The organism is Sporosarcina sp. SG10008 (assembly GCF_044569405.1).
GTDB lineage: Bacteria > Bacillota > Bacilli > Bacillales_A > Planococcaceae > Sporosarcina > Sporosarcina psychrophila.
This window is the reverse complement of sequence record NZ_CP172607.1, coordinates 826,974-841,259: the sequence shown is the minus strand read 5'-3', so window position 1 is coordinate 841,259 and position 14,286 is coordinate 826,974. Positions and strand designations below refer to the sequence as shown.

The 14,286-nt window shown below is 41.2% G+C and carries 9 protein-coding genes, 1 pseudogene and 1 riboswitch; of the genes and pseudogenes, 1 reads left to right on the top strand and 9 read right to left on the bottom strand.

What is annotated here, in order from left to right; translation table 11 throughout:
- Nucleotides 1–25 precede the first annotated feature (25 nt).
- The 9 genes and pseudogenes from ACGLYD_RS04220 to ACGLYD_RS04180 form a co-directional block, all read right to left on the bottom strand.
- Nucleotides 26–1,486: pseudogene (locus ACGLYD_RS04220) on the bottom strand (CoA-acylating methylmalonate-semialdehyde dehydrogenase).
- Nucleotides 1,487–2,389 carry an NAD(P)-dependent oxidoreductase gene (locus ACGLYD_RS04215; protein ID WP_399631552.1) on the bottom strand — a complete coding sequence of 301 codons (903 nt, stop codon included), beginning with the start codon at nucleotides 2,387–2,389 and terminating at the stop codon, nucleotides 1,487–1,489.
- Nucleotides 2,390–2,405: 16 nt separating this feature from the next.
- Nucleotides 2,406–4,133 carry an acyl-CoA dehydrogenase family protein gene (locus tag ACGLYD_RS04210; RefSeq protein ID WP_399631549.1) on the bottom strand — a complete coding sequence of 576 codons (1,728 nt, stop codon included), beginning with the start codon at nucleotides 4,131–4,133 and terminating at the stop codon, nucleotides 2,406–2,408.
- Between the two features lie 144 nt (nucleotides 4,134–4,277).
- Entirely contained in the window at nucleotides 4,278–6,050 is a 1,773-nt protein-coding gene (locus ACGLYD_RS04205; protein ID WP_399631546.1) for a sigma 54-interacting transcriptional regulator, read from the bottom strand.
- A gap of 102 nt (nucleotides 6,051–6,152) precedes the next feature.
- A complete protein-coding gene (gene prpB, locus ACGLYD_RS04200; RefSeq protein ID WP_067207398.1) occupies nucleotides 6,153–7,061 on the bottom strand; it encodes a methylisocitrate lyase in 909 nt (302 codons plus the stop codon).
- Between the two features lie 18 nt (nucleotides 7,062–7,079).
- Nucleotides 7,080–8,516, bottom strand: a complete 1,437-nt coding sequence (locus tag ACGLYD_RS04195) for a bifunctional 2-methylcitrate dehydratase/aconitate hydratase (protein WP_067207396.1) — start codon at nucleotides 8,514–8,516, stop codon at nucleotides 7,080–7,082.
- Nucleotides 8,517–8,598: 82 nt separating this feature from the next.
- Nucleotides 8,599–9,729 carry a citrate synthase gene (gene mmgD / locus ACGLYD_RS04190; RefSeq protein WP_338652989.1) on the bottom strand — a complete coding sequence of 377 codons (1,131 nt, stop codon included), beginning with the start codon at nucleotides 9,727–9,729 and terminating at the stop codon, nucleotides 8,599–8,601.
- Between the two features lie 239 nt (nucleotides 9,730–9,968).
- Nucleotides 9,969–10,168: riboswitch (cobalamin riboswitch) on the bottom strand.
- Between the two features lie 1,043 nt (nucleotides 10,169–11,211).
- Complete coding sequence (locus ACGLYD_RS04185) at nucleotides 11,212–12,474, bottom strand: hypothetical protein (protein WP_340741782.1); 1,263 nt, start codon at nucleotides 12,472–12,474, stop codon at nucleotides 11,212–11,214.
- A gap of 109 nt (nucleotides 12,475–12,583) precedes the next feature.
- The gene (locus tag ACGLYD_RS04180) at nucleotides 12,584–12,958 is read right to left on the bottom strand and encodes a nucleotide excision repair endonuclease (protein WP_067207386.1); all 375 of its coding nucleotides are present in this window, start codon (nucleotides 12,956–12,958) and stop codon (nucleotides 12,584–12,586) included.
- Nucleotides 12,959–13,367: 409 nt separating this feature from the next.
- Here ACGLYD_RS04180 and ACGLYD_RS04175 point away from each other — a divergent pair, with 409 nt between their 5' ends.
- On the top strand, nucleotides 13,368–14,228 hold the full coding sequence (locus ACGLYD_RS04175; protein WP_067207381.1) for an S-adenosyl-l-methionine hydroxide adenosyltransferase family protein: 861 nt from the start codon (nucleotides 13,368–13,370) through the stop codon (nucleotides 14,226–14,228).
- The last annotated feature ends 58 nt before the right edge of the window (nucleotides 14,229–14,286 follow it).

The window sequence follows — 14,286 nt, the reverse complement described above, 5'->3', positions numbered from 1 at the left end:
AATTCGGCTTTTTTCAATTCTTTTCTTAGAACCAACGCTCCGTTACAACTTTTTTACGCGTATAAAACTGTACCCCGTCTTTCCCATTTGTGCCGAGATCTCCATAGAACGAAGATTTGTTACCGGCAAAAGAGAAGAATGCCATTGGTGCAGGTACATTCACATTTACTCCAATCATACCCGCATCAATTTTTTCACGAAACGTTTGAGCGCTTTTACCACTTCCCGTATAAATGACCGCTCCATTGGCAAACTTCGATTGATTTGTCAGCGCAATTCCCTCTTCTAAATCCTTCACACGCACAATGCTTAACACTGGAGCAAAGAGTTCTTCCTGCCAAATTTTCATTTCGTTGTTCACGTTATCAAAAATAGTCGCTCCGAGATAATTTCCTTCTGCCAGTTGACTATCTATTTCTCGGCCATCGACAATCAGCGAAGCCCCTTCAGCTATACCACTCTCTATATAACTAAGCACACGTTCTTTATGCGATTTGCGAATAAGGGGGCCAACAAAGTTCTCTTCATAACGTCCATCTCCTACTGATAATTCACGCGTTTTTGCAACAAGTAGCTCCATAAAATCATCTGCAACTTCATCAACAACTGCAACGACCGAACAAGCCATACAACGCTCACCGCTACTGCCAAACGCTGCACCAATAACTCCTTGAACTGTTTTTTCGAGATGACAGTCCGCCATGACAACCGCATGGTTCTTTGCACCAGCAAGCGCCTGAACACGTTTACCGTATTTCGTACCCGTTTCATACACATGTTTTGCAACCGGTTCTGATCCAACGAAAGAAATTGCTTTGACATCTGGGTGTTCCAGTAAACCGTTCACCACTTCTTTTCCCCCATGCACCAAACTTAGGACACCTTTAGGGAAACCGGATTCGTGAAATAATTCAACAAGATGTCCCGCTAAAACGGGCGTTCTTTCAGATGCTTTAAGCACAAATGTATTCCCGCAAGCAATCGCCAGTGGAAACATCCAGAGGGGCACCATCATCGGGAAATTAAATGGAGTGATCCCTGCGACAACTCCAATCGGGTAGCGCCAGACAGATCCGTCAATACCGGTAGCCATATTTGGTAGAGCCTCTCCCATCATCATGCTAGGCGCTGACGTAGCAAGTTCCACTACCTCAATCCCTCTTTGTACTTCCCCTCTTGCATCTGTCAATGTTTTTCCGCTTTCCATCGTAATAATCTGTGCTAACTCCTCTTAATGTTCCTCCAACTTTTGCAAGTAAGTAAACAGAAGACGCGCACGGTTCGGAACTGGTATATCGGCCCACGATAGAAAAGCTTGTTTTGCCACTTCTACTGCAGCATCGACGTCTTTCTTTGTAGATAGTGGTACATAAGCAATTGTTTCACCTGTTGCTGGATTTGCAACTGTTTCCGTTTCAGTACCAGATGAGTCCACCCATTCACCGTTAATCCAATTTTTCATTTGCTTTATAGTTGTTGTAGTCATTTATTTCAATCCCCCTATTGTAAATGCTATTTTTTGATGTCCAATTCTCTTATACAAAGCTGACATATCCTCTTCCGCTAATCCCGCATGTTCCGCTTCTTCATAAACTGCAAAAAGGGCTTGGCTGATTGGGAGATGCAACTGATTACTCTCTGCCAATTGCAATGCGAATCCCATGTCTTTTCGTAATAACTTCAGCGCAAATCCCGGTTCATACTCCTCATTTTCGATAAATGATTTGAAGTTCCGTTCATATATTCGACTCTGTCCATAGCTAACATTTAACATATCAAAAAGCTTGTTCATGTCCATGTTATTTTCATTTGCTAATGCCAACGCTTCACTCACCCCTGCGGTATAGAAACCGATGAGCAGATTATTTATCAATTTTGCAATTGTACCACTGTCAATTCGCTCATTCACATGAAACAAATTTTCGCCTAGTACTGAAATAATTGGTAATGAACGCTCATAGTCCACCGCTCGGCCACCAACCATAAATGTCAGTGTCCGATTTTCCGCGCCTATCACACCCCCACTGACTGGTGCGGCTAAATAAGCAACTCCTTTCACTTGTGCTTCCTCGCTTATGCGGCGATTCACTTCCGGCGAAACAGTGCTCGTATCAATCAAAAGAATATTTTCATCGCTTTGGTGAATCAACCCCGCTTCTCCTAAATAAACTGATTCCACCGCGGCTGTTGATGGTAAACTCGTCAAAATAATAGCGCAACGTCCTGCCATTTGTATTGCAGAAAGACCAATTATTCCGCCCGCTTGCTGAAATACAGTTTCAGCTAATTCACTTCGGTCATTTCCATAAACAGTGAATCCAGATTCCAGTAAGTTTTTCGCCATGGGCATTCCCATATTCCCTAAGCCGATCATGCCAATTTTCATCATCGAGTCCCCCCATTTTTTAGACGCTATATCGAGCGCTTTCTATTATTCCTTGAATAATTTCCCTCTTCTTGATAAACATATTACTGTAAAGCGGGGCTGAGATTGCTTGAATTTCCATCAGCATAAGCCCACGACTATCCTCATCGGGTAGAGCACTTGATACAAACGAAATAGCTGCTGTTTGAATACTGCGATACCCCTCTTCACAAATGACATCGGACATGAGCATCTTCTTTTTCTCCTCGGATTCCCCATTTTTAATTAGTGCCTTCTCAGTCCTTAACAAAGCAGATTCCATGATGAATAGCCTTTCGTTCATACTGGCTAGTAATCCTAAATACTCTTGTTCCTCTTCAATTGATTCCCCTAAAGGTCCAGCAAGCGCTTTCACGACAATTCCGATAAGTTGTTTCGCCTTTACTAAGTAGCCGTAATGCCGCGTCAAAGCATGCGTCCGATTGTCCACTTCGTTTTTTGCAGACCATAGTTGCCCCTTTTCGATTTTTTTCAGTAAACCTTTAGCAATTGCAAGACGATTAATTTCATTTGTCCCTTCGAAAATCCGATTGATTCGTGCATCGCGATATAAATTTTCTACTTCATATTCCTGCATATAACCATATCCCCCGTGAATTTGCACTGCCTCGTCAACAATATAATCAAGGGCTTCTGAACTATTCACTTTATTTATTGCACAATCAATCATGAAGTCAGCGACAATTCTTACTAACTCCTCTACCGAATCAACAGATTGAAGCGCTTCATCCATTTCCCCCGCTGTTCGGTATGCCGCACTTTCTGCACCGAAGATTCGTACTGCCATATTGGCTACCTTTTCTTGGATCATCGTGAAGCCAATCAATGCTTTGCTGAATTGCTTTCGCTCTTTCGCATAAGCAACTGATAGATGTAATGCATGCTTTGCCGTTCCGATATTGGCAAATGCAAGTTTCAAACGAGCCATATTTAAAATATTCAAAGCAATATGATGCCCTTTCCCAATTTCCCCCAGGACGTTTCCAACAGGTATTTTGACGTCTTCCAAAATAAGAGTAGCAGTAGAAGAACCGTTAATCCCCATCTTTTTTTCCTCGGGTCCAACTGACACACCTTCAAATGTTCGCTCTACGATAAATGCAGTCATACCTTCGGCTATTTTTCCAAACACTACGTAACAATCAGCGAGATGGGCATTCGTTATCCATTGCTTTTCACCATTCAATATCCAATCCGTCCCTTCTTTGTTCAAGACGGCAGTTGTTTTCGAATTCAAAGCATCCGACCCTGCATTCGACTCTGTCAAGGCGTAAGCACCAATCCATTCCCCACTTGTCAGTTTCGGTAAGTACTTTTCCTTTTGGGCTTCTGTACCAAAATAGACATATGGCAATGTACCAACACCAACATGAATATTAAACGAAACGCTAAATGAGCCGGCCGCACCCATTATCTCTGCAACGAGACCTGCAACCATTTTCCCTAACTCAAAACCGCCATAGGCTTCCGGGACTTCAATACCAAGAAGACCGATATCCCCAGCTTTTTCAAAAAGTACGCGAACATTTTGATTTTCTATCGATAAACCTTTTTCAAGTTGAGGCTTCACGTCCAGTTTCAGAAATTGTTTGGTTGTTTTAGCAATCATTTCATAGTCGTCTGTAAAATCTTCGGGTGTAAAATAGGAATAAGTCATACTACTATTTGTTAAATTAGTATCTGAGATTAAGTGTTGTATCTGCTCCATTTCTCATTCCCTCCATTCAATGTTATATATTGCAAGTTGCATGCCAATAAAATCTCGGACGGAACACAGATGTTTCTAAGCTATGGAAAGCGCCAACTGTCTAAGTGACTAGACAAATTGACGCTTCTATTTAGCAGTTTGCATTTATAACTGATAACGAGATAGTTTATTATAAAGAGTTGCTCTTGTAATGCCGAGACGTTTAGCCGCTTCCGACTTGTTCCCGCTTACTTCTCTTAATACTTTTTCAATGATATTCTTCTCTTCTTCCTCATGCACAAGTTGTCTTACTTCATTTCTTTCGCTTAACGACGAGGAAATAGTCATATATTCTTGTTTCTTTTCTATTCGAAAAAATTCGTTTGGCAAATCACTCATTTTAATATGGGATTCGCTTGTCAATGCAAATAATCTTTCCAATACATTAATTAACTCGCGTACATTCCCTGGCCAATGATATCGAAAGAATAGTTGCATGACTTCCTTATCAATCGTTTTCCCCTCACTATCGTACATTTGACAAAGAGTGGGTAGCTGTGCGGAAATAATCAGTGGGATATCGCTTTTCCGCTCCCTAAGTGGAGGAATATTCAAGGGGATCACGTGAAGCCGATAATATAAATCTTCTCTAAACTCGCCTTCCCTCACCATTTTTTCAAGATTTTTATTTGTAGCTGTAATAATCCGGAACTGGACCTGAATCGGTTCAGTTCCACCAATCCGTTCCACCTCTTTTTCCTGAATCACCCTAAGAATTTTCACCTGTGTCGCAAGGGGCATGTCACCAATTTCATCCAAGAAAATTGTTCCCATGTGAGCAAGCTCAAATTTTCCGGGTTTCCCTCCTTTTTTCGCACCTGTAAACGCACCTTCCATATAGCCAAATAACTCTGATTCGATTAAGTTCTCGGGAATTGCTGCACAATTAACACTGATAAAACGTCCACTGCTCATCTTACCCGTATCATGTATCGCCCTTGCAAATTGCTCTTTTCCAACACCACTTTCCCCAGTGATCAAAACGGGAGCCTTAGATTGTGCTGCCTTTCTTGCAAGCTTCTTTGTATTAGATATGGCGGGACTCTCTCCGAGAATATCTTCAAAAGTGAACCGTTTCTGTGCAGCAACTTTGCTCACCTCAATCGACGTTTCACTCCCTTTTCGTTGCTCTAACAAATCTATTTGAGTGATAATTTGCTGGACTTCAGAAACGCCTTCATAAATAAGCATACCGACGGCCCCAATAATACGACCATTTTTCCAAATCGGCATTCGGTGAACAACCATTTTTTGCCCCTGCAGCCAATGGATTTGATTACGCTCAGGGATACCCGTTCTAAGGACAATTGGTATCCTTGTATTCTCAATAACATTTTCTACTGGAAGGCCAATAGCCTCCTCCTTAGTCACGCCAACATAGCGGCTATAGTTTTCATTAAACAATTGAATCACACCCGCTTCATCTACAATCGTCAATCCTTCATAAGCCGTATCAAAACATAGTGTATACCACTCGATTGTCTCCTTTGATTTTTCAAGTCGTTGAAAAAGAGCTTGATTAATCTTCAGCAGTTCTAGTTGTGTGATTACTCCTTGGAGCATGCCTGTCTTCTCACATACGATATAGGTTGGACATCCATCCAATTGCTTCACGGAGAAATCTTCATTCACCGATTGGAAGACTGCACTAATAATAGAGTTAATCGGTTCATTCCAACCTATTCCACTCTTAATAGTAGCAAGGCAATCCCCTATTGTGACGACTCCGATTAGTCGTTCATGATCCACAACTGGCAGTTCCGAACAATGTCCTTCGGAGAGCAAACGTAATGTTTCTCCGATTTCAAGGTCCTTTGTCAACACTTGCGGATATTCGCTCATCCATTCTTTAACCCTATAATAATCTTCTTTTACCATTTCTCATCATCCACCTTTTGATAATGTGAAAAGGCGATGATCCATTCTCCAGCAGGCCTTACCTCCATGCCTTAAAGAACGAATCATCGCCGCTATTCAGTATTACTGCTCTTTTGTTAATACGGTCTTCGCTATTGACTCGTCCAATGCTTCAAATTCATCATAAGAAATAGTAACGTATAATTCACTTCTCGTTTGCATATCAGAAAGTGCTTGTTCTTGTGAGCCCTCATTGATGATTTTCTCAAAAACACGTTCATAGGCTTTGGCAGCAACTCTTAATGATGTGACTGGGTAAATTACCATTTGGAAACCCATTTCAGCAAATTCATCGGCGCTATAATAGGGTGTTTTTCCAAACTCAGTCATGTTTGCAAGCAAAGGAACCGAAATCTCTTTGGCAAACAGTCTGAATTCCTCTTCTGATTGAAGAGCTTCCGGGAAAATAGCATCCGCACCCGCTTCCACATATGCCTTCGCTCTATCAATCGCTTGCTCTAAACCTTCCACTGCGCGCGCATCTGTTCTCGCAACAATAAGAAGTGTCGGTGCAACCTGTTTCAACACTACTATTTTCTGCACCATTTCTTCAGTAGAAACCAAGTTCTTTCCATTCAAATGGCCACATTTCTTAGGTAACTGTTGGTCCTCTAATTGTACTGCTGCGACATTCGCTTCTACCATTTCACGGGCTGTCCTTGCTACATTCAATACACCACCAAAACCTGTATCTATATCAACAAGCAGCGGTAAATCGGTAGCACGCACTATATCCCTTGCTCGCTCCGCAACTTCAGTTGACGTCACAATCCCTAAGTCTGGTAAACCACGACTAGCCGTATAGGCGGCCCCCGATAAATAGAGTGCAGAAAATCCGGCATCTCGTGCAATAAGCCCTGCCATCGCATCATGCGCACCAGGGATTTGAACGATTCCTGATGCATGCATGATTGAATGGAATTTCTTAGCTAATGTCTCTTGTGATGATTGTTGATCAACAATCCACGCCATTGTCATTTCCCTCCTCTCTTAAAGCAAAAATAAGTCGACAAATTCTTTGACGTTCATCTGTTCTAACTTACTTTGGCTTTCGCACGCCACTTCTATTTCTGTTCGCTTCTTTTCAGGGTAATGAGTCATCAATGTAGCCGAAAATTTCTCGCGTATTTGAGGAATAGCTTCCTCTCTTCTAAAGCGATGACCAAGCGGATACTCACTTACAACTTTCTCTGTTGTGGAACCGTCTTTAAATGTAACTTGAACAGCATTGGCGATCGAGCGCTTGCTCGGATCGAGATAATCTTTACTATACTGCTCGTCCTCTACGACAATCATTTTATTTCTTAATTGATCGATTCGTGAGTCATTTGCCACGTCATCTTCATAATGATCTGCAACAACATCGCCATATAGTAAACCAAGTGCCGTAATGTATTGGATGCAATGGTCACGGTCAGCGGGATTGTTAAGCGGACCTACTTTATCGATAATCCGAATAGCAGATTCATGTGTCGTGATTGTAATTTTTTCAATATCATCAAGTCGCTCCTTTATCTCCTGATGCAGGATAATGGCACATTCCGCCGCTGTTTGCGCATGGAACTCGGCTGGATACGATACTTTAAACAGTATATTCTCCATCACATAAGAGTCTAAAGGACGTGCCAGTGTTAATTCCTTTTGATTGTATAAAACATCTTGGAATCCCCACTCCGGAGCGGATAGCGCTGTCGGGTAACCCATTTCGCCTGTCATTGCCATCATCGCCAGTCGTACACCCCTACTCGTTGCATCTCCTGCTGCCCACGATTTTCGTGAACCGGTATTAGGTGCATGACGATACGTTCTAAGGCTTGCGCCATCAATCCAGGCATTTGTCAACGCATTATTTATTTCTGTACGTCCCCCGCCAAGCATTTTGGTGACGACCGCAGTTGTAGCAATTTTGACGAAATGAACATGGTCAAGTCCAACACGGTTCAAACTATTATCTAATGCCAGTACGCCTTGGATTTCATGTGCTTTAATCATCATTTCCAATACATCACGTACAACAAGTGGTTTTTTTCCTTCCGAAAGACGTAAACGGCTTAGATAATCTGCTGTAGCTAAAATGCCACCTAAATTATCGGACGGATGACCCCACTCAGCAGCTAACCATGTGTCATTATAATCGAGCCATCGTATCATGCAGCCAATATTAAATGCGCCTTGGACCGGGTCCAGTACATACGATGTACCAGGTACACGACTGCCATTTGGAACAATAGTACCCGGTACTACAGGTCCTAGTAATTTCGTACACTCCGGATAGCTTAATGCCAATATTCCACACCCGATTGTATCTATTAACACATTATGTGCTGTCTTATATGCTTCCTCGCTTGTAATTTCTTTATTTAAAACATAGTCCGTAATTTCCTCTATCAGTGTGTCCATTGTCATTTGTTCTTTCAATTTCAACATCTAACTCTTCCTTTCCGCTTTCAATTTGTTTAGAATAGTACTAAGTGATGCCTAGTGTATCGCTGTTGTGGTGAACGGCCAGTTACAACTCCCCAGTTGAATGATTGCTGTGTCGTTCGCCTATATAATGAACCCTTGGACGGTATAAACGATTATTTTCATGTTGTTCAATAACATGCGCACACAATCCTACTGTTCTCGAACCAAAAAAGATTGGTGTGTATAATGGGATTGGAATGCCCAGCATCCAATATACCGGTGCCGCGTAATAATCTAGATTTGGATAAAGTCCTTTCTCTCTCTCCATTATGGTTTCTCCCGCCTCACACATTCGGTAAAGGAGATCGTCACCCTTTAGCGCACATAACTCCTTTAAAGCATCCTTCATTACCAAGGCCCTTGGATCCATCTTTTTCATATAGACTCGATGACCAAACCCCATAATTTTCTCTTTATCACGTAAACGCTTTTCTAATAACAATTCAAATGCGTCAACAGAACCAGCCTCTAAAAGCATATTCATGACTGCTTCATTCGCTCCTCCATGTAAATAGCCCTTTAAAGAAGCAACCGCTCCAGTCAATGCACCATATAAATCCGAAAACGTCGAGGCAATTACCCTTGCGGTGAAGGTGGAATTTGGCATTTCGTGCTCGCTATAAAGTAGTAGCGACTGGTCAAAAATAGATTCTTCCAACTCTGTCGGTTTCCTCCCCGTAATCATATAAAGGAAATTAGCACTGTATGACAATTCTTTCAACGGGTGAATTTGTTCCTCTTCCTGTAAAATGTGAAAGCTGTTCGCAATTATTTCTGGAATTTTGCCAAGTAACTCGTAAGCTCTTTTTTTATTGATAGCTAGAGTGTGCTGATCAATTTCCTTATCATAGCCCGCTAAAGCAGATATCCCAGTTCGCAATGCGTCCATTGGATGTGTCTCTTTAGGCAATGCTTGCAAAATCTTTGTGACACCTTCTGGCACACCATGCTCTTTTTTCAATTTATCTGCCACATCTGCTTTTTCAGTATCAGACGGCAAGGTATTTTCCATTAGCAAGTGGACAATATCAAGATACCCTTTTGTTTTTGAAAGCTCGATTAAATCGTATCCTTTGATAATAATCTGACCCAATTCCGTATCGAGCAGCGAAATGGATGTTTCAGTGGCGATCACGCCTTCAAGTCCTGGTAAAAATGTAAGTGTATTCGTCAAACTATTTTCCCCCAATCTGAATGGTTATGACTCTGAGATTTGTAAACGCTTTCACTTCACCAAAAATTATCCTATTTGTATCTGTTCGCAGCGCTTCCCCTTATTTCTGACCATAAAAAAAACAACTTCATAAGAGAAGTTGTTAAAGAGTGCTAGAATCCCAACTAAAAGAAAGCTGCCTGTTAAAAATAGGCATAGCTCATCCGCGCGTCCTTAACACCCCCTATCCTCGTAGGTCAACATGTGTTATAAAAAGAGGCAGGTCTCCTGGCTAATGATCATTGCTATTCGTACCTTCCCACTTTTTTATAAAAAGCAGTGGTTTAAACGAAATCGCTCCCATTTACAGTTGCGGGACAGCGTCGGATTCTCACCGAACTTCCCTTTTAAGCAGACCAATACGTCAGTATTAATCCGCACCTATTTTTACACATATTCAATTATCGAAATATCCCCTTGACTATAACACAAACTTTTAAATATTCCAATTCTTTATTCATATCTAATTTCTATTGTTTCAGAGAGGCATTAAGTATACCGACTTCAAGAATGCGTAAACAATAATTGGATACTCTTTTCATTTTTCATCACTTATCATTACTATTACATAAATAGGAAACGTATATTCAATCCCCATTTACATACTATATATGTTGAATTAAAGAATCCCATTGAATCTTCCGTGGCGCTCAATAAGGAGAGCGTTTTAATTCGGAGGCCACTGAAAAAGTACGATTTCCTTCAATCCGGTTGATTTCCGTTCCGAGCGGACGCTTTCCGCGGGCACGGCTTCAGCCAATCGAACAGCAAAGGGTTCGATTGGCCGTATTTCTGCGTTCTTGGCAGAAATTAAGGCATTCTTGCCCCGTGCTCCCAACGCTAACGCTTTTGCTCGCAAAAGCCGTTCTGCGTAACGGCACTTCCTGCGGGGTCTTCAGCTCGCGCTGTTCCCGCTGGAGTCGCCGCTCTTCACTACAATCAACTAGTTCTTACTATAAAAAAGAACTTTTTCAGTTTTCTCTTAATTCGGGGTGTGGATTGTAGAGCGCTTGGCGCTTTGGCGACCCCTTTGCCGCGCGTGCACTAGGGTGTTCATTATCGAGAGAAATGTAATTTCGAGATGTATATGCTGAGATTATAAGGTGATTACTAGTTGATACTACTTATATTCAAGAAAGACGTGCTCCAACTTGCAAATTGCATCACAGATAATGAAAAGCTCTTTCTCACATAGACCATCTAGCGAAGGCGCGTCTTCGTGGTAGCCGGAGCGATAAGACTAAGGAGGGATGCAGTTCAATCCCTCCCATGTGGTCTTCTTTCTGGCTTATCGCGGGAGGCATCCACAAAGCGTCGAAGCGGTATTAGTGGGAATCCTAAACCATTCCAAGTACTAATGCTTTTTCAGTGACCTCCCAAAAGCCCTTGTAAAGCGCATACGCCATATTCATTTGTTCAACATATAGAATTAATTAACTGAACCTATATATCTCCTAAATCGACAATTTCCCCTGTCACCGCATCAACACATTCCGCCGCATCCAACAAGCCGCAAAGAATATACTTACCTGCGAACTCGTCATATACATAAGTCGGATCAAGCGTAATATATGGTATCATTTTCTCAAATGCTTCTTCAGGTGTTACGACCGCGTTTGCGGCAGGGAGAAAGGCTTCAAAAATCTCAAACATCGAGCCGTTATCAAGATAATTTAGCACCTTCATCGTTTCCGGATTCATGAAAACAACTACTTTTCGATTAAAAATCATTGGGTTTTCTTCATTTATTTCACAATGCGCTTCGATAAAGTTCTCTTGACAACGAAGTTGGGACAGCTTCCACTTCCCTGATTCATCAGGATATTCAGCCCGTAGGACATCCCGAACAACTTTTTTACTACGTTCAATTTGATCAGCCGACAACGTCAGTTTTTTACCTGCGTCGACGTTACCGAATGCTTCTTCTACGTTTGCTTCGGAAACAATTGTGATTTCTTCACGATCAATATTTTGTTCTAACGGTTTATTCCATTCGATTACTTCATCAATTTTAACTTCTGAACGCTCATGTTCCATAAATGGGATGATTCGGGCCCCGTCAACCGTTACGTACACTTCTTCCATTGCATAGACGGGAACAAAACGTTTTTCAGTTTCAGATGGAAACTTTATAAGTTGAAGCTGTTTTTTGACGATTGGTTCAATTTCTTCAAGTGTTAACGTGAATTTTGACTGCTCAACGAGATTTTGCGAAGGCATCGTTCCGTACGAATGATAAGAAGTCAGCTTGCCAACATCATCAAATTCAACTTCAATTATACAGCTCGGAGAAAAATAGATACCATCGATGTCTGATGTAAATTGAAACCCATTTGCATTCGCTTGCGTTAGTTTGAAATCCTGTTCGTACACCAATCCAGTTTCCTTTTCAAGCCATGCAGCGACTTCAGCAGCGGCTTTACCCGGAAAGTGCGTTTTTGTAGAAAATGATTCACCTTGTACGAATGACACATTACTAAAGTGTTGCTTTTGAATTGCATATTCAACAATCGCTGTTCCCTCGGGATTATAACCTTCTTCGATTGGCTCGTTTAACTCTTTAGGAAACCACTCCATAGTAAACGTATAGTAAGCATCCCCCATAGTATCTCGTACTTTATAAATCGTATGTCTTGCCATTCGGTAAGCATCCAAACCAAACTTTTCTTGCGCTTCATCGACAATCTTTTGTAGTCTCTTGTCCATGTTCCCACCCTTTTCCTATGTATTATTGAAATAAAGAACTTCATTCGTGTTGTTCAACATAAATGGTCAAAAATAAAAGCTGATTGCGCATGGCAGTCAGCTCTGTAGTTTATTCGAAAAATACTTTATCAAGATTATATTTCGCACGTTGTGTATTAATGATATACGTTTCATAAATTTCGCGTTCCATCGGGTCTTCGACAACGATAATCGCAATTTCATGCACTTCGTTACGATGATTTTTGATTGGAGAGACCGTGTCTTCAAAATGCTTCTTAACACGTTGGCGCAGTTTACGTGCTTTCCCAGCAAACAGCAATTCATCTTTGTTATTATAAAACAAAATGATGCCGCCTTTATCACGTGGAATTTCATGTAAATCAATAAATCCATAAATTGGTTTTATCGGCGCAACATCGGCACCCATTTCTTGTTTACGTTGTACAATTGTTACATCCGGATTTGGTATAGTAATTGTGATCAATTAAACGTCACGTCCTCTTCTGTTATGAACTTAAATTCTAACATAAAACAGCCCAAAAAGCGAAGAATGGTGTCATTCAAATCAATTCAAAACAACTATATTTCCCTTACTAATTGCTCTGATTGTTCATTTTCTTTAAAATCGGACAACATTTCGGAAATAACAGGAAGATACTAGTCACACTACACTATTGATTCGTAGTAGTGACAGGCATTTTTATAGAACCTTATCATGCAGCATTGTTGACTTTTGATTCATAATCGTGTAAATTATTCAATAATACATACGAGCATTGAAGAGAAAAGTAAAGTGATGAATTCCGTCCTTTTCAATCGGTTAACGATTGATTTGAGCGGGATTTTTTTGTTTCTCACTTTCATAAACTATAGGAATGAGGAGTGGATTTGTAATGACAACAGGTTTATTAGTTTTTCAATCCGATTTCGGCAAAAGTGATGGTGCAGTGAGTGCGATGCATGGCGTAGCAAACTCCGTTCAACGCGGAATCCCAATTTTTGAAATCACACATCAAATTCCTCAATACAATATTTGGGAAGCTTCCTATCGGTTATTACAGTCGATTGGTTATTGGCCAAGTGAAACGGTCTTCGTATCAATTGTCGACCCAGGAGTTGGATCGAACCGTCGTGCGATTGTTGCGAAGACTGCGGATAATCACTATATTATTACGCCGGATAACGGGACATTAACGCATGTGTTGCAATTCATCAAAATAACGGAGATCCGGGAAATCGATGAATCAAAAAACCGGCTTCCAAATTCAGGTGAATCGCATACCTTCCACGGACGCGATATATTTGCTTACACGGGTGCGCGGCTTGCTGCTGGAATTATACAATTTGAAGAAATTGGTGCATCAGTTAATCCATCAACTATTATTGCACTACCATTGAAATTGTCCACCATTGTAGATGAAACAATTACAGGAATAGTAGATATTATCGACCGTCCCTTCGGCAATCTCTGGACCAATATAAGCCGAGAACAATTCAAGGAAATCGTAGAACAGTATGGCGATTCAATAGAAGTTTCTATAACGACAGATGGCCGTACAATCTACAACAACATCATGACGTTCGGCCGATCGTTTGCAGACTTGCATATTGGTGAGCCACTCGTTTATGTGAACTCCCTCGACAATATCGGCATTGCTATCAATCAAGGATCTTTTGCAGATGCCTATCGTATTGGTACCGGAACAAACTGGGAAATTATTATTCGTAAGGCCCCAAGAATTGTGTATGAATAACAGCAGAAATTCAAACAAAAAGAGCTAACTCGGAATTTTTCATTTCCTTGTTAGCTCT

Coding starts and splice junctions, on each gene's coding strand:
- ACGLYD_RS04210 (WP_399631549.1), bottom strand. CDS start 4,133: ATGGAGCAGATACAACACTTAATCTCAGATACTAATTTAACAAATAGT.
- ACGLYD_RS04205 (WP_399631546.1), bottom strand. CDS start 6,050: ATGGTAAAAGAAGATTATTATAGGGTTAAAGAATGGATGAGCGAATAT.
- ACGLYD_RS04215 (WP_399631552.1), bottom strand. CDS start 2,389: ATGATGAAAATTGGCATGATCGGCTTAGGGAATATGGGAATGCCCATG.
- ACGLYD_RS04185 (WP_340741782.1), bottom strand. CDS start 12,474: ATGGACAAGAGACTACAAAAGATTGTCGATGAAGCGCAAGAAAAGTTT.
- ACGLYD_RS04175 (WP_067207381.1), top strand. CDS start 13,368: ATGACAACAGGTTTATTAGTTTTTCAATCCGATTTCGGCAAAAGTGAT.
- ACGLYD_RS04195 (WP_067207396.1), bottom strand. CDS start 8,516: ATGTTGAAATTGAAAGAACAAATGACAATGGACACACTGATAGAGGAA.
- prpB (WP_067207398.1), bottom strand. CDS start 7,061: ATGGCGTGGATTGTTGATCAACAATCATCACAAGAGACATTAGCTAAG.